Origin of the sequence: Devosia sp. RR2S18, from assembly GCF_030177755.1 — a bacterium.
Lineage (GTDB): Bacteria > Pseudomonadota > Alphaproteobacteria > Rhizobiales > Devosiaceae > Devosia > Devosia rhizosphaerae.
Genome location: NZ_CP126539.1, coordinates 2,895,224 through 2,911,457 on the forward strand (window position 1 = coordinate 2,895,224; position 16,234 = coordinate 2,911,457).

15 protein-coding genes are annotated in these 16,234 nt (G+C 61.8%); 7 read left to right on the forward strand and 8 right to left on the reverse strand.

From position 1 onward, the window contains the following. Positions 1–26: 26 nt before the first annotated feature. Complete coding sequence (locus tag QOV41_RS14240; RefSeq protein ID WP_284577406.1) at positions 27–1,595, reverse strand: MDR family MFS transporter; 1,569 nt, start codon at positions 1,593–1,595, stop codon at positions 27–29. Positions 1,596–1,726: 131 nt separating this feature from the next. Here QOV41_RS14240 and QOV41_RS14245 point away from each other — a divergent pair, with 131 nt between their 5' ends. Next, positions 1,727–2,350, forward strand: a complete 624-nt coding sequence (locus QOV41_RS14245) for a MarR family winged helix-turn-helix transcriptional regulator (RefSeq protein ID WP_284577407.1) — start codon at positions 1,727–1,729, stop codon at positions 2,348–2,350. Here QOV41_RS14245 and QOV41_RS14250 read toward each other — a convergent pair. From QOV41_RS14250 to QOV41_RS14265, 4 genes are all read right to left on the reverse strand, one after another. Further along, entirely contained in the window at positions 2,347–4,287 is a 1,941-nt protein-coding gene (locus QOV41_RS14250; protein ID WP_284577408.1) for a DEAD/DEAH box helicase, read from the reverse strand. The two genes, QOV41_RS14245 and QOV41_RS14250, sit on opposite strands and share 4 nt — an antisense overlap. Before the next feature lie 196 nt (positions 4,288–4,483). Continuing rightward, a complete protein-coding gene (locus QOV41_RS14255) occupies positions 4,484–4,669 on the reverse strand; it encodes a tautomerase family protein (RefSeq protein ID WP_284577409.1) in 186 nt (61 codons plus the stop codon). Further along, positions 4,669–5,091 carry a nucleoside-diphosphate kinase gene (ndk, locus tag QOV41_RS14260; protein WP_284577410.1) on the reverse strand — a complete coding sequence of 141 codons (423 nt, stop codon included), beginning with the start codon at positions 5,089–5,091 and terminating at the stop codon, positions 4,669–4,671. Before ndk ends, QOV41_RS14255 begins: the two co-directional genes overlap by 1 nt. A gap of 111 nt (positions 5,092–5,202) precedes the next feature. After that, on the reverse strand, positions 5,203–5,577 hold the full coding sequence (locus QOV41_RS14265) for a hypothetical protein (RefSeq protein ID WP_284577411.1): 375 nt from the start codon (positions 5,575–5,577) through the stop codon (positions 5,203–5,205). 210 nt (positions 5,578–5,787) lie between these two features. On the opposite strand from QOV41_RS14265, the gene QOV41_RS14270 reads away from it, so the two are divergent. From QOV41_RS14270 to QOV41_RS14280, 3 genes are all read left to right on the forward strand, one after another. After that, entirely contained in the window at positions 5,788–7,656 is a 1,869-nt protein-coding gene (locus tag QOV41_RS14270) for an ABC-F family ATP-binding cassette domain-containing protein (protein ID WP_284577412.1), read from the forward strand. Beyond that, a complete protein-coding gene (locus QOV41_RS14275; protein WP_284577413.1) occupies positions 7,653–8,084 on the forward strand; it encodes a cupin domain-containing protein in 432 nt (143 codons plus the stop codon). The genes QOV41_RS14270 and QOV41_RS14275 overlap by 4 nt, the downstream gene beginning before the upstream one ends. Positions 8,085–8,152: 68 nt before the next feature. Further along, positions 8,153–8,977, forward strand: a complete 825-nt coding sequence (locus tag QOV41_RS14280) for a DUF4344 domain-containing metallopeptidase (protein ID WP_284577414.1) — start codon at positions 8,153–8,155, stop codon at positions 8,975–8,977. A gap of 19 nt (positions 8,978–8,996) precedes the next feature. Here the strand turns inward: QOV41_RS14280 and QOV41_RS14285 are convergent, their stop codons facing one another. The 3 genes from QOV41_RS14285 to QOV41_RS14295 are packed head-to-tail and all read right to left on the reverse strand — an operon-like array spanning position 8,997 to position 11,560. Beyond that, a complete protein-coding gene (locus tag QOV41_RS14285) occupies positions 8,997–9,614 on the reverse strand; it encodes a YitT family protein (RefSeq protein ID WP_284577415.1) in 618 nt (205 codons plus the stop codon). Beyond that, the gene (locus QOV41_RS14290) at positions 9,611–10,057 is read right to left on the reverse strand and encodes a DNA polymerase III subunit chi (RefSeq protein WP_284577416.1); all 447 of its coding nucleotides are present in this window, start codon (positions 10,055–10,057) and stop codon (positions 9,611–9,613) included. Before QOV41_RS14290 ends, QOV41_RS14285 begins: the two co-directional genes overlap by 4 nt. A 21-nt stretch (positions 10,058–10,078) precedes the next feature. Further along, positions 10,079–11,560: a leucyl aminopeptidase gene (locus tag QOV41_RS14295; RefSeq protein ID WP_284577417.1), complete on the reverse strand. Its 1,482-nt coding sequence runs from the start codon at positions 11,558–11,560 to the stop codon at positions 10,079–10,081. Positions 11,561–11,751: 191 nt separating this feature from the next. Between QOV41_RS14295 and QOV41_RS14300 the strand changes: the two genes are divergently transcribed. The 3 genes from QOV41_RS14300 to QOV41_RS14310 are packed head-to-tail and all read left to right on the forward strand — an operon-like array spanning position 11,752 to position 16,192. Further along, positions 11,752–12,819 (forward strand): LptF/LptG family permease, encoded by a 1,068-nt coding sequence (locus QOV41_RS14300; protein WP_284577418.1) that lies wholly within the window; start codon positions 11,752–11,754, stop codon positions 12,817–12,819. After that, the gene (locus QOV41_RS14305) at positions 12,816–13,883 is read left to right on the forward strand and encodes an LptF/LptG family permease (RefSeq protein WP_284577419.1); all 1,068 of its coding nucleotides are present in this window, start codon (positions 12,816–12,818) and stop codon (positions 13,881–13,883) included. Before QOV41_RS14300 ends, QOV41_RS14305 begins: the two co-directional genes overlap by 4 nt. 23 nt (positions 13,884–13,906) lie before the next feature. After that, positions 13,907–16,192, forward strand: coding sequence for an LPS-assembly protein LptD (locus QOV41_RS14310; protein ID WP_284577420.1), 2,286 nt, complete (start codon positions 13,907–13,909; stop codon positions 16,190–16,192). Positions 16,193–16,234: the final 42 nt, after the last annotated feature.

Here is a 16,234-nt window from a genome sequence, read left to right on the forward strand (position 1 = left end):
GAGAGAAAGATGCGGCGCAACTCTTCCTAGCGGGGAGTAGCCGGCGCTCCTACCGCAGCCGCAGCAGCCTCCTCCTCGGCGTCAAGCTCGACCTCCGGCTCCTTACGCAGGGTAGTGGCAAGTGGCAGCTCCTTAAGGAAGAAAAGCAGCAAGAAGGCGATCATCGATGCCCCGGCGGCCGTTAGGAACACAGGGTGGAGCGCCGCGGCAAAGCCTTCGAGCACCTGATGACGAACCGGCCCCGGCAAAGCGGCAATGGCTTGGGCGTTCATGGCGCCAGCGGAACTTGCAGGAACTAGCCCAGCCACTTGCCCGGCCAGACCGCTCGCAAAGATTGCGCCGAAGACCGACACGCCGATCGACCCGCCGATCTGCCGAAAGAGCGTGGTGCCGGCCGTGGCGACCCCCACCAGATTGCGGTCGACGGCGTTCTGGGTTGCGGTGACGCTGACGCTGTTGACCGGGCCGATGCCCATGCCCACCAGAAACATGAACAAGGAAACCTGCCAATCCGGCGTTTTCAGAGCCATGGTGCCGAGCAATGTGAGGCCGATGACCAGCAGCGCCGTGGATACAATGGGCAGAACTTTGTAATGTCCGGTGCGGCTCATGAGAAAACCCGAAAGGGTAGAGGCGCCGATCAGGCCCACCATCATCGGCAGAAGCTGCAGCGCGGAGTTGGTCGGCGAAACACCCTTGGCGATCTGCAGATGCATCGGCAGGAAGGTGATGGAGCCAAACATCGCCATGCCCACGAGGAAGCCCGCGATGTTGGTGATGACGAAAGTGTTGTTGCGGAACAGGCCGAGCGGCAACACGGGCTCGGCGGCGTGCAACTCCACCCAAGCGAAAACGGCAAGTCCGACCAATGCAGCCCCGATAAGACCTATGATCTGGGGCGACATCCAAGGGAAAGTGTTTCCGCCAAGGCTGGTGGCGAGCACGAAGGCCGAGAGAGCAGCCGTGAGCAAGGTGAAGCCGAGATAGTCTATCTGGTGGGCGACGCGATTGGGTTTTGGCTTAAGGGCAAAGGCGATTACAGCCAGCGCCAGGGCGCCGAGCGGCAAATTGATGATGAAGATCCACTGCCAGCTTAGATGCTCGACGATGACGCCGCCAAGGAGCGGCCCAACGACAGTCGACACGCCGAAGACGGCACCAAACACCCCCTGGATTTTGCCGCGTTGGCGCGGGGGAATGACGTCTGCCACCACCGTCATGGCCACCACCATGAGGCCCCCACCCCCGAGCCCCTGAACGGCGCGGGCAACGATGAGGAAGTTCATGGAATTGGCGAACGCCGAAAGACCCGCACCGGCGAGAAAGATGAGAATGGCCACCTGCAGCACAATCTTGCGGCCATAGAGATCGCCGAGCTTGCCATAGATGGGCGCGACGACGGTGGAGCTGAGAAGATAGGCAATGACCACCCAGGTCAGGTGTTCGAGGCCACCCAGTTCCGAGACGATCACTGGTAGGGCAGTCGATACGATGGTTTGGCCCAGGGAGGCCAGCAACAGCGTCACCGCCACGGCACCGATAATCAGCGGGATGGATTGTTCGTCCGGCGGCTGGGATGGCTTGATGGCGGACATGATGATTTCCTGGCTTGCAGTCGCCGGCCTTGGGGTGGCCTTGTGGAGTGATGTTTTGGCGGATATATGTGCCCCTAGCAAATACATGTCAACAGCATGCTTCTGCGCGGAACAGGGAACGAGGGGCTGTGATGAGTAAGGCCGGTGAGACTTTGCAGATGGATGCGATCCTGCGTGGAGCGGGCATTGCCAAAAGCACTGTGCAGGCGGTGATCAGCGTCGACGCCCTGCTGCAGAACTGGCGGCGGCGGGCCATGAAGCGCGAACTCGGCCACCGCGCGCTGCAGGACCTCGGCATCGCGCTTGAGCTACAGCAACTTGATGTGCTGACCGCAATTGGAGCGTCTGTAGATGAGTTCGGCGAACTGGCTAACGGTGAAACCACTGTCTCTTCGGTGGGTGAGCGGCTGGGGATCGATCCTTCCCGCGCCAGCCGTGTCGTTAGCGAAATGGTCGAGGCGGGGTATGCCAGGCGAGCTGTAAGCCAGGCCGATGCGCGTCGTACCGTTGTCGAGCTCACCGAGGCGGGAGGTGCGATAGTGGAAGCGGTGCGCGCCTACAAGTTCCTGATCATGGGAGACTTCCTCAGCAGCTGGACGACGGTGGAAGTCGCCCAGCTCGTGCCACTGCTCCGCAAGTTCGGCGCCTGGCCGGAGCACGCACAGACCGGTGTGGACAAATTTGGAGCAGAGATTGCCGCCCTTTCCGAGCAGGTGGCGGTAGCCGCCACCCGCGCAAAAGCAATCCAGGCCTAGACCTGAGGCTTGCGCTTGGGCTTGTGGTCCTTTTTGGCTGGCTTGGCCTTCTTCGGCCGGGGCTCGCCTTCGGCCGCCTTGCCGGCCCATTTCGGCTTACCCTTGTCCTTAGTCGTCGGCTTGGGGCCGCGCGGCTTGTCCGGGCGCGGCGCGCGGACTTCCTCTGCAGGCGGAGCCTCAAAGTCGTCGGCACCAAGCGCAGTCGAGCCGTAGCGCTGCTTTCGGTCGCTTCGTTCGGAGCGCGGCGCTGCGGGATCATAGCGGGCCGGCGGCCCCGGAGGGCGCTTGTTGGACGGGCGTGGTCCGGCCGCTCGGGGAGAGGTGGGGCGCTCGCCGGGGGCGTCGATGGCGAGGATCTGGACGCCACGCTCGCCCGAGCCGTTTTTCTCCACACTACGGGCGAAGCTGTCGGCCTTATCGGCAGCGACTTCGAAATGGCTTTCGGTGTCGAAGATGCGGATTGAGCCGATGGCAGTCTTGGTGACGTTGCCGGCCTTGCACAGCATGGGCAACACCCAACGCGGTTCCGCCTTGTGCTTGCGACCCACGGTGACCTTGAACCAAGTGCCGCCCTCGAAACGCTCGCGCGTGCGTGGGTCCTTGTCGCCGGGCTTGTCCGGCATGGCGTTCTCCGTAACGTCCTCGGGCGCCGGTCGGGAGGCCAATTGCTGGCGCAAATAGGCGGCGGCGATGGCTTCGGCGCTGTGACGAGCCAGCAATTGCGCGACGAACTCACTCTCATCTTCGGCCACCGGCCGGCTCAATGCTTCTGCCGTCAGGATGGATTCCCGATATTGAGCTTCGATCTGTGCGGCGCTGGGAGGCGCCATCATGCTGACGTCCAGCTTGGCGGTTTTCAGGATGCGCTGGGCCACGTTGCGCCGATGCATGGGGGCGATGATGACGCAGGTGCCCTTGCGCCCTGCCCGCCCCGTGCGGCCGGACCGGTGGAGCAGCGTATCGGCGTTGGTTGGAAGGTCGGCATGGATGACGAGGTCAAGATTGGGCAGATCGATGCCGCGGGCAGCTACGTCAGTGGCAACGCAGATTCGGGCGCGGCCATCGCGCATAGATTGCAGGGCGTTGGTGCGTTCGGACTGGGTGAGCTCGCCCGAAAGCGTCACGACGTCGAAGCCGCGATTGTGGAGGCGTGCTGAGAGATGTTTCACGCCCTCGCGGGTGGAGGCAAAAACAATGGTGTTGGCGCTGTCGAAGAACAGCAGCGTGTTAATGATGGCGTTCTCCCGCTCGGCGGCGGGGACCAGCATCAGCTTGTAGTCGATATCGGCATGCTGCTCTTCGCCCGAAGTGGCGCTGATGCGCAAAGCATCCCGCTGGAAGGTCTTGGCCAGTTGCGCGATTGGGCGCGGCACGGTGGCCGAAAACAGCAGCGTGCGCCGGTCTTCGGGCGCGGCGTCGAGGATGAACTCGAGGTCTTCGCGAAAGCCCAGATCGAGCATCTCGTCGGCCTCGTCGAGAACGACGGCGCGGAGTCCCGACATATCGAGGGCGCCACGGGTGATATGATCCCGCAGACGGCCGGGTGTGCCCACGATGATGTGGGCGCCGCGTTCCAGAGCCCGGCGCTCGGTGCGGGCATCCATGCCACCGACGGCCGACGCCGTACGGGCGCCGGCTTCGGCATAGAGCCAGTCAAGTTCGCGCTGCACCTGGAGGGCGAGTTCGCGCGTGGGGGCGATCACCAGGGCCAAAGGCGCACCGGCGGCGCCGAAGCTGTCGTCCTCACCGAGCAGGGTCGGCGCAATGGCCATGCCGAAGGCAACGGTTTTGCCCGAGCCGGTCTGCGCCGAAACGAGGAGATCGCGGCCGGCGGTCTCATCCTCGATAATGGCGGACTGAACGGGGGTGAGTGTTTCGTAGCCCTTGGCGGTAAGGGCACGGGCAAGCGGCGGAAGGATCGTTGCAGGCAGGGACATAGGTGACTTTCATGGGACGCCGGCCAAGCACTTGGCGTCATTTTCCCACAATGGCGGTCATGCCCTGCGGGGAGATTGGAAAAAGAAGGTCCCGCGGTGGCGGGGAGATGCCGTGGTATTGGCGGCACCGATAACACATAGAAGCGAAAAGGGCCGCCATGAAGGCGACCCTCGAAAAATGCGGCAGGCTCCGGGCCTAACGCTCGCTGAAAGGAATGCCGCCCTTGGCCTTGCTGTCCTTAGGCGACTCGACGATCTGCACCGTGACCTTTTCAGGATCGGTGCCGAAATTCTTCACCACCGCATCGGTGATGTCCTTCATAAGGCCCCGCTTCTGCTCGGCAGTGCGGCCCTCAACAGCGTAGACGTAGACCTCGGGCATTAGCCGACCAGTTCGTCGTCGTTGAAGAAGTACTTGATCTCTTCGGCAGCAGTCTCGGGGGCGTCCGAGCCGTGGACGGAGTTCTCGCCGACGGACAGTGCAAATTCCTTGCGGATGGTGCCTTCGGCAGCGTTGGCCGGATTGGTGGCGCCCATAATCTCGCGGTTCTTGAGGATGGCGCCCTCGCCTTCCAGCACCTGGACCACGACGGGCGAAGCGATCATCTGATCGACCAACTCACCGAAGAAGGGGCGGTCCTTGTGGACTGCGTAGAAGCCTTCGGCCTGCTCGCGGGTCATGTGGATCTTCTTGAGGGCGATCGGGCGCAGGCCGTTCTCTTCGAACTTGGCGATGATCTTGCCGATAAGGTTGCGGCGGACCGCATCGGGCTTGATGATGGAGAAGGTGCGTTCGATCGCCATGGCGGTCTGGTCCCTGCTTAAGCTGGTTGGAAGGTGGCGCGCTTGTAGCGGGAGACTGCGACGGAGACAAGACGGCGGCGCGCATGTTCAACCGCCGTCTCGCGCAATGGATCAGCCGTCGACTGCGGTGGTGCCCATGGCGATGATGCCGCCATCCGGCGCGAGCAACGTGACCTCCACGGCTTCCACCATGTCGTTTGCCTCGATGGTCTGGTTCACCTCGATCTGCACGATCTGCAAGGTGCACACTTCCGCCGTGTCGATGGTGGGGAAAGCAATGGCAAGCGTGCCGCTGTTCAAGTCGCCCCGTTGGGCGGGCCCTACCTCCTCGCAGGCGCTTCCCTCATATGAAAAAGAAATCTCCACCTGATTGGGCAGGGTGCGTTGGGCCTCAAGCCCAATAAGTTGACGAGGCTCCTGTGCGGCAAGATGGCTTGGTGCAAAGGCCAGCACGGCGGCAGCAGTAGCAAGCATGGTCTTGATCATGAGTGGACCCCTTCTATCTGATGGCTCGGAAACGCTGAGGGGCACACAAGGGATGCCTCGTTGTGCCAGAGATGGGAGGCATGCGCCACAGCGGTTGCCATAAGCATCGCTTAACTCTATCCAACGACCCCAAGATTTCCGCAGGATCGACACTACTCCGCACTCGTTGCTAGCGCGAGCCTGCCTTCAGTTTCGAAGATTGCCTCTGATATGCTGACCATTTCCAATCTCACCTATCGCATTCAAGGCCGCGAACTGTTCGAGGATGCTTCAGTGGTTCTGCCCACGGGATCCAAGACGGGCTTCGTCGGCAAGAACGGCACCGGCAAGACCACGCTGTTTCACCTGATCCAGGGACACATCGCAGCCGACACCGGCAACATCGATCTCGCCAAGAAGGCGCGGATCGGCGCAGTGGCGCAGGAAGCGCCGGCTGGCAATGAAAGCGTTCTCGACGTCGTACTCTCGGCCGATAAAGAGCGCACTGCCCTGATGGTCGAGGCCGAAACGGCGACCGACCCAGACCGGATCGGTGAGATCTACACTCGGCTGGCCGATATTGATGCTCACACGGCAGAGGCGCGCGCTTCGGCCATTCTCAAGGGTCTTGGTTTCGAGCAGGACCGGCAGAATGCCCCGACGCACGAGCTGTCGGGTGGCTGGCGCATGCGCGTGGCACTGGCGGGTGTGCTTTTCAGCCAACCGGACCTGCTGCTGCTGGACGAGCCGACCAACTATCTCGATCTTGAAGGCACGTTGTGGCTCGAGAAATATCTCGCGACCTACCCGTATACGGTTTTCATGATCAGCCACGATCGCGACCTCCTAAACAAATCGGTCAATTCGATCATCCATCTCGAGCATCGCAAGCTCACCTTCTACAAGGGCAATTACGACACGTTCGAAGAGACCCGTCGCATGCAGATGGAGCTCAACAATAAGTCGCGTGACAAGACGCTCGACCAGATCGCGCATCTGCAAAAGTTCGTTGACCGCTTCAAAGCCAAGGCGAGCAAGGCCAAGCAGGCGCAGGCGCGCGTCAAGATGATCGAAAAGCTCAAGCCTCCTGCTGCCATGTTCGACGAATATGCGGCGCCTTTCCGCTTTCAACAGCCCAAGACTGAGGCCCCTACCCCAATGATCACCCTGGATGGCGTGGCTGCGGGCTATGGTGACAAAACTATCCTGCGCAACATCACCATGCGGATCGACCCCGAGGACCGCATTGCCCTGATCGGTGTCAACGGCAATGGCAAGTCCACCTTCGCTAAGTTGTTGGCGGGCGACATCGAGGCCATGGGTGGCACGCTCAGGAAGGGCAAGAAGCTCGAAATCGCGCACTTCGCCCAGCACCAGATGGACAAGCTCAAGCCCGAGTGGACGCCGCTCGAGCACGTCATCGAGCTGATGCCGACAGACAATGAGGCCAAGCGCCGTTCGCGCCTGAACCAGATGGGGCTGACCACCAGCCGCATGGACACCAAGGCGAAGAACCTCTCAGGTGGAGAGCGGGCTCGGCTACTGATGGGCCTCATAACCTTCTCGGGCCCGGGCATGATGATCCTGGACGAGCCCACCAACCATCTCGACATCGACAGCCGCGATGCGTTGGTACATGCGCTCAACGATTACGAAGGCGCCGTGCTCATCATCAGCCACGATCGCCATCTGATCGAGGCTACCTGTGACACTCTGTGGATCGCCGAAGGTGGCACCATCCGCGAGCTGGACGAGGACCTCGACAGCTATCAGCGCTCCATCACCTCGGGCAAGGAGAGCCGGTCGGGCGGTGGCAGCAAGGCGGAACGGAAGCTCTCCAAGCAGGAAGCGGCTGCGCGCCGTGCCGAGCTTTCTCCGATCAAATCGTCCATTAAGGATGCTGAAACCAAGATCGCCCGTTTGAAGGTGGAAATCGGCAAAATCGAAGTCCAGCTGGCTGACCCCAAGGTCTACAACGGCGCTCCCGAGCGGGTTATTGCTCTGGGCAAGGACAAGGCGCGCTTCAGCGCGGACCTTGAGACCACCGAAGAGCAGTGGCTGGCGCTCAGCGCCGAGCTGGAGGAAGCCGAACGGGCATGAGCAAGCTCAGCGCCAAGGATGTCATCTTTACCCTTGGGATGCAGCGCCATCCCGAGGGCGGCTGGTATGCCCAGACCTTCGAAGATGATGCCAAGGCGGATGGGCGGGCGCATTCGACCGCTATATACTACTTGCTGGAAGCAGGGGACCGTTCGCACTGGCATCGGGTAGACGCGGTAGAGGTCTGGCACTTCTATGCTGGCGCACCACTGCGGTTGCTAATCTCCGATGGCGTGTCGGTGGACGAGCACATGTTGGGCAACAATCTTGAAAAGGGCCAGCGACCGCAGGTGGTGGTGCCACGGGACGCCTGGCAGGCGGCGGAGAGCACGGGTGCCTGGACATTGGTAGGCTGCACGGTGGCGCCGGGCTTCCGCTTTTCCGGGTTCGAGCTCGCCGACAAGGACTGGGCGCCAGGCCAAAAGTAACGACAAGCTTCGTTGACACTGGCTGCAAGCTTGCCTCTGGTTGGGAACGTCCAACTCCCGAGTGCCCGATGCGTCTAGCCCTGTCCCTGTTCTTCGCAGCAACCCTTGCAGTCTTCGGCTGCGGCGCCGTTGCGGCGCAGGATCAGCCTCCCAGCAAGGCAGAACAGGCTGATAGCCGGCGGTTTGCCGCCCACAACAGCCTCTTCGTACTTTATCATGAAGTGGCGCACCTGCTGTTCGATCAGCTCTCGGTGCCCGTCTTGGGGCGCGAAGAGGACGCGGCCGATAATATGGCCAGTTGGCTCCTCCTCAAGAAGCGCAGCAAAGAAGCCGACCAGGCACTCGCCGATGCCGCCCAGGGTTGGGTGCTGTCTGGAGTGGCGTATGACAGCGGTGGCATGGAATCTGACTTCTACGCTGCCCATAGCCTCGATAAGCAGCGCGCTTTCCAGATCGTCTGCTTGATGGTGGGGAGCGATCAGAAAGCCTTCCGGTCCATCGCCAATCAGTACCGCATCGATCGCGACCGGCAGGATAGCTGCCAAGTCGACTTCGACACTGTTGCGCGGAGCTTCGAGGCGGTGCTGGGTGGGGGCAAGTACAAGACGGATGGGACCAGCGTGACGGTTACCTACCACCCAGCCGAGGAAGACTTGCAGGCTGCAGCCGATGCATTCAGGTCCAGCGGCGTGTTCGATCAGGTCGCGCAGGAACTTCGCACCAAGTACAAGCTGCGCCGGCACGTGCGCTTTAATGCGCGAAGCTGCGGGGAGGCAAACGCCTATTACGACCCGGAGAGCCTGGAAGTGATCTTCTGCTACGAGTTGATGCAGGACTATATGGACCTCTACACCGGCGCGTTGGCCGAATCAGGGTCCGGCAAGACCAAGTGACGATGATCGTGCCTCGTCGTCAGCTAAAACCGACATAGCGCCCGGGCTTGTGGTTGAGCGCGATGATCATGTTGAGCACCAGCGCGCCGGCGATGGAGTAGATCACGCGGTCAAAGGGCAGGATGAAAAAGGCGAGGACGAGGATCACCGCGTCAACGCCAAGCTGAAAATAGCCAGCCCGGATGCCGAAATTTTCTTGTAGGAACAGCGCCAGAATATTGACGCCACCGACGCTGGCCTTGTGGCGAAACAGCGAGAGAATGCCCAAGCCCATGAGCCCGCCACCAATTAGGGCGGCAAAGAGCGGTTCGACCTGGCTGACATCGAGCCAAAGAGGGAATTGGCTGGTGAAGTAAGATACCAGACCGACGCAGACAAAGGTCTTGATGGCGAAGGGCCAGCCCATGCGCATCACAGCCAGCACGTAGAACGGCAGGTTGATCGCGAAGAAGAGCACGCCGAAGCTGATGCCGGTCATATATTGCAGGAGGAGTGCCAGACCGGCGGAACTGCCCGTGGTGAGGGTCACCTCCGAATAAAGCACCACGCCCAGGGAGACCAGAGTGGTCCCGATGAGCATGGCGAAGATGTCCTCATGCAGCTTGTGCTTGCTGGGGGTCGAAAGATCGGGAGTCATGCCTTTTTCACCCAGCGCCCATCGGGCTCCTGCTGCCAATAAGTAACGTTGTTGCCGTCGCGCAGGATTTTCCAGGCGGAACGGGCTTCAGCCACGGCATCGGGGTCGTGGCCTGAGAACATGAAGACGATCCGTTCATAGCCGTCGGCCGACTGTGGCACTGCCCGATCCACGTAAAAGCGGCAGACCGCGCCGTTGGGATTTTCGGCCCCGGTGGTGAGCAGAATCGGCTGATAGGCATCCACCGCATCCCCGGCCAAGCCGTGGGGCAGGAAACTGTCGTCCCGATACGTCCAGAGATGGGCGTCGAGCGCCTCGGCCTGTTCCGTTGAACCGACCTCGACAACAGCCCGCCAGCCGCGCTCGAGCGTCTTCTCCAGCAATTGCGGGAGGACGACCTCAAGCGGACGGGCTTCGAGATGGTAGAACAGAACGTCGGGCATGGGAGCGCTCGCTGGCTCGGATCAGCCTTCGTAGTGATCGCGCACGAGTCGGTCGAGGAGAGCCACTCCGAATCCCACACCCCAGGAGGTGTTGACCTCAGTGCTCGAACCGCCGAATGCCGTCCCGGCGATGTCTAGGTGTGCCCATGGCACGCCATTGACGAAGCGCTGCAGGAAGTGGGCTGCGGTGATGGAGCCTGCGCCGCGCCCGGTCGAGTTTTTGATGTCGGCGAACTTGGACTCGAGCAGTTTGTCATAGGCTGGCGCCAGCGGCATACGCCAGACCTTCTCGTTGGCCGCGATACCGGCCGCCAGAAGCTGGCTGGCCAAGTCATCATCGTTGGAGAAGAGCCCGGCATGTTCGTGGCCGAGGGCGACGATGATGGCGCCAGTTAAGGTCGCCAGGTTGATCATGAAACGCGGCTTGAAGCGGTCCTGCGTGTACCAGAGCGCGTCGGACAGCACTAGACGACCCTCAGCGTCGGTATTGATGACCTCGATCGTGGTGCCGCTCATGGCTTTGACAACATCGCCAGGGCGCACCGCCCTTCCCGAGGGCATGTTCTCGACCAGCCCGATCACGCCGACAGCATTGACCTTGGCCTTGCGGGTTGCCAGCGCGAGCATGAGGCCGGTCACGGCCGCGGCGCCGCCCATATCGCCCTTCATGTCTTCCATGGAGGCCGCTGGCTTGATCGAAATGCCGCCGGTATCGAAGACCACGCCCTTGCCGACGAACGCCAGTGGGGCAGCATTTGCCTTCCCGCCACGCCACTGCATGATGGCTAGCCGCGCCGGACGATCCGAGCCTTTGGCGACGCAGAGCAGCGAACCCATGCCGAGCGCTTCGAGCTGTTCGGGTTCGAGGATTTCCACCTCCACGCCACCCCGCGCGAGTTCGGCGGCGCGTTCGGCAAACTCGACTGGCCCCAGCACATTGGCAGGTTCGTTGACCAGATCGCGCGCAAGGAGAGTGCCATCGACAGTCGCGCCTCGGTCGGCAATGGCGCTCTGCGCCGCCTCGGGATCGGAGACGTGTAGGGTGATGGTCAGTTCGGCCGGCGCGTCGCTGTCCTTGGCGGACTTGTACTTGTCGAACTTGTAATGTCGGAGCCGGAGGCCTGCGGCGAGTTCGCCGACAGCCGCGGGGTTGGCGCCGGGCTCATCGATGACGACAGCAACAGAAGCGGCCTTGGTGGCAGCGATCTTAGCCATCAGGGAGCCGCCCCGGTCCGTCCAGGCGTTGAGCGGCGTCTCGCTAGCGGCTTTGCCGCTGCCAAGGACGAGGAGGCGTCCGCCGCCCTGGGGCAGCACATCAAGCATTTGCCCCTGCTTGCCCTTGAAGGCCCCGGCCCCACTTGCCGCCGCCCAGTCCAGACCCGTCGCAGACCAGTGCGCTGCGCCCGCGCCCTCGGGTGTATTGCCTTCGGCAGCATAGATAATGGTGAGGTCGGCAGTGACGTCAGCAAGCGCCGCCGTCTTGATCTGAAGGGTCTGGGACATGAAAGGCCTGAATTGGCGCCGAAGCGGCGAGAAGCAATGGTCCTCCTAGTGTGGGACTCTCTTGCGCCGCGTCAATCCCGCAACAGCGGGAGCAGCAAATCGGCTTTGGCAAGGCCCCGCGCTTGCCGACCGGCGCGAACTCCCCCATGGTCCCGTCGATCCTCGGTGAAAGGGAGCCGGCTGCGCCCCGTATGAAGCGGCTACCCAGCTATTTGTCACGCATCTTCCTAGTCGACGCCGTCATTCTGTTCGGCGTCGTCTGTTTTTTGTTGTGGCTCGTCAGTTGCCTGCGTTCGTTCGATGTCATCTCCGTCAAGGGTCAGGGAGTCTGGACGCTGGGTTACCAGGGCCTACTCAGCATGCCGCCACTGGCGATTTCGTTCTTCTATATCTGTATCGGTATTGGCCTCGTGCGCGCCCTACAGGCGCTCAAGGGCAATCAGGAACTCAACATCATCCATTCCAGCGGTGGACTACCGGGGCTGTGGCGGGCTGCCGGCGTGGTCACTACCGCCGGAGTGGTAGGCGTCTTGCTGCTCTCAAACTTCATCGAGCCCTATGCCAATCGGCGCGCGAGCATCCTGAGCGCCAGCGTAGCCGCCGATTTGGTGAGTTCTACCCTCAAGCCGCAGCGCTTCACGCAGGTGACGCCGGGCGTCGTGCTGCTGATCGGTGGGCGCTCGGGTAATGGCGAGATCCAAGAGTTCTTTGCCGATGACCGGCGCGATCCAGAGACCCGTCGCACCTACATCGCAGAAACTGCTCAGGTTTCCACAGATGGTGAGGAATATGTGGTCGAACTGCGCAACGGATCGCTGCAGAATCACGACGCGAGCGGCCGTTTCTCCGAGATCACATTCGAGAGCTACGACCTCAATGTGGAGCGCCTGTCGCAAGCCACTGGCGAGAGCAATCCGATCTGGGAGCAGGACAGCATCACCCTGGTTCGCATGGCCATGGCCACCGGCTGGACCTCGGACATCGTTCGGCGGCTGGCCGATCGGAACGCCGAAGGGCTGCGGGTGATCGGCATTTGCCTTTTGGTTCTCTCTATGAGCGCATTCCCAAGTGGCAGGCGCGCTAAGGTAGGCGTTCCGCTGGAAGCCTTTGTGCTCCTGATCGCTTTTGGAGAGCGTGGCATCAGCACCTACAGCCCTATGGGCAGCGCTACCGGAGCGTTAGCAATGATCGTGATCGGAACTGCCGTGCTGTTGTGGCGCGTACGACCGCGGCGCACCTGGCCGATGGTGACTGCATGAGTCGGATCGATTGGCTGGTTCTGAAGCGCCTCGGCAGCCGGATCGGCGTCACCGTCTTCATCTTCTATGGGCTGATCGCGCTGGTGGAATCGCTGGATGCGTGGCGGTTCAACTACGTAGCTGAGCAGAACGGCTTCCCTATGGCGCTGCTCATGCTGGCGATGGTTGCGGTCAAATGGACGATCAAGACGCTGCCGGTCACGGTGCTGATGGGAGCGATCATCGGGCTGATCGACCTCAAAGCACGGCACGAGATGACGGTGATAAAATCCAGCGGCATTTCGATCTGGCGCATCGTGCGGGCACCGACGATCGCCTTGCTGCTAATTACGTTTTTCGTCGTGCTCACCGCCGAGACGGTGAGTACGATGATCAATCGCGACCTCTACCCCACACCGCCTGGACCGACGACACAAACCCCTGCCGGCGAAATCTGGCTGGAGCAGCGCAGTGGGGACATGCGCTACGTGCTGATGGCGACCGGGATGGAGCCTGGTGGCAGCGAATTGCACAATGTCACTGCTTTCATGTTGAACGGCGCTGACCAAGAGCGCATCGAGGCACCACAAGCTCGGCTCGAGAATGGTGAGTGGGTGTTCCCCACGGCAGTGGCGCGGAAGCCGGAGAGTGGCGCCATGCCGCTGACGGACTACCGATTGCCGACCAGTTCAACACCGGCCGAGATTAGCCTAAAACTCTCCTCGACCGAGGACATGACCGTCTTTGAACTGGCCGAACTGTTGCGCCGGGGCGTGGCCGATAGTGCCATTCAAAGCGCCGCAACCATGCGCCTGATCAAGCTGATGGCGCTGCCGTTGGTGCTGACCGGCTCGCTTTACATTGCCTTTGCGTTTACCGCGGGTTATCGAAGATCCTCTAATTTTGGTCCAGCGGTCCTCTATGGGATCGTGCTTGGGTTTGTTGTATTCGTGATTACCGAGATGGCCGACCGCGCGGGGTCGACTGGCGTTCTCGACCCGACGTTTGCGGCGGCCGGACCGGCACTAGTGGCGATCGTCATCGGCGTGACGGTGCTGCTGTACAAGGAAGACGGGCGCGCGTGAGGACCTGCCACTGGAGCGAGAGGATGAAGCAGTCGCTCCGGCGCGCCGTAGGCGGTGCCGCGCTGACGCTTGCCCTCTCCTTGGGGGCCATGGGTCAAGGCATCCTGCCCGCAGACCTCTTTTCGGCACCCATCGATCCGGCGGCGCCCACCTCTGTCGAAGCTAACGCTCTAACATTTGAGGCAGACACCAACACCATTCTCGCCAGCGGGGATGTTGTGCTCGGCCAAGGCGGTTACGTGGTTACGGGCGAGAACCTCGTCTACAACCGCGCCACTGGAGAGGTTCGGTTTACCGGCGCCGTTGTCATCCGGGACCCATCAGGCAACATTGCCGAGACCAATGACCTGACCCTGAGGGGGCCCATGCGGCAGGCTTTCCTCGATTCCCTCACACTGACCACCTATGACGGCGCCCGCGTTACCGCGGACAGCACCGAGTATGATGCGGCGCTCCAAACCATTCTGAACAACACCACTTATGCGCCATGCGGGGAATGCATCGACGCGCAAGGGCGGCGGATCGGCTGGTCGATGCACGCGACCAGGGTGACCTACAATCAGGAAGATGGTTCGGTTTATCTCGAGCAACCGAGCCTTGCCATTCTGGGAATCCCGATCGCCTGGGTGCCATTCCTGTGGTTGCCCGACACGAGCGACACGGCGCTCGCCAATGTCCGGATGCCCAGTGTCGACAGCAGCGACAAGACCGGGTTCAAGGTCGAGGTACCGATCACAGCTTATTCCAGCCGCTGGACCGACATCTACCTGACGCCGACACTGTTGACCCGCCAAGGCTTCCTCTTGGGTGCCGAGTGGGTGCAGCGCTTCGACCGCGGTTCGTTCCAGATCAAGGCGTCCGGCCTCTACCAGCGCGACCGTTCCGCCTTCGCAGGTACCGTTGGTGATCTGGACTGGCGCGGCGCCATCCAAACTACTGGGGCGTTTGTGCCAGCATCCAACTGGACTGCCGGTTGGAGCTATACTGCGTTTACAGACGCGGCGTATCTCGAGGATTACCGGCTGGCGGTCGGAGAAGCGACGGTCAACCAGGTGTTCACGACCTATTTGCGGGGCAACACCTATTTCGACGCCCGGCTGCAGCAGTTCAATAAACTCGGCAACGTGACGCAGGAGACGCAGGGACAGCAAGCCCAGGCACTACCGCGCGTGCAGTTCGATCATATCGAGCAACTGCCGCCGGGCTATGGGCGCGTCGAGATCAGCGGGCGGTTGCTGGGCGTGCGTCGGGAATTTGACGCGACCACTACAGTGAACGGTGTTCCCTATACCTTCGGCTATGCCGGCAACAAGCAGCACGCCAGCTTCGAAGCGGGCTGGACGACACAGTGGATCGGCGCCGGCGGCTTCGTGGCGACGCCTTATGTGGGGGGGCGTGCTGATATCGCCTACTACGACGGCGGCAGTAGCCTAGCTTCGGCCCCAGACGCCTCGGCGTTGTGGAATGCAACTCCAATCGCTGCCATGGATGTGCGTTACCCGCTTGTGGCAAGTGACGGACAGACAGTGCACCTGGTGGAGCCCATTGCTCAACTGGTGTACCGCGGCTCGGACACGAGCTTGGTGGGCATTACCAATGAAGATTCTCATGGCGTGGTGCTGGACGACACCAATCTCTTCAGCTTCAACCGGTTCTCCGGCGGCGACCGCCAGGAGACAGGTCTACGGGCGAATGTCGGCGGGCGCTATCAGGCGAGCTTCGCCGATGGGGGCTATGTCGAACTGGTTGGCGGCCAATCTTTCCATCTAGCCGGACCTAATGCTTTTGCCCAAAACGATCCAGCGCAGCTGGGCGTCGGCTCTGGTCTTGAGGCGACTGCATCCTATGCGGTGCTGGGCGCCTATGGCGCGCTTTCGCAAGGCGTCAGGTTTGGCGGCAAGGTCCTGATCGACAGCAATGACCCGCGTGTGGCGAGGGCGAGCCTCGGGGCCAGCTATACCGGCGAGTGGTTTGGTGCGGGACTGGACTATCTCTATATCGATGCCAATCCGGACGCCGGCGTGCTCGAGGCGCAGCATGAGATCGGATCGAACCTTTCGATCCCTGTGACCGAGTACTGGACCGCGAGAGGCGAGGTATACTGGGACCTGGCGGCGCAAAACTGGCTTCAGGTGGGCGGCGGACTGACCTATGATGACGGTTACCTGTTGATGGGAGCCAATGCCCTGCGCACCGGCCCCACTCACAGCTCCCCAAATGATACGCGCGTCACCGCGTCATTCTTCATCAAGGCTCCAGCCGGCTTGAATGTGGGCTATACTGGTGGGGTGCCGGTGCCGGCCTTCTAGGCCTCACATCGGATTTTGGCCGCATTCATCCGGCAATTGACA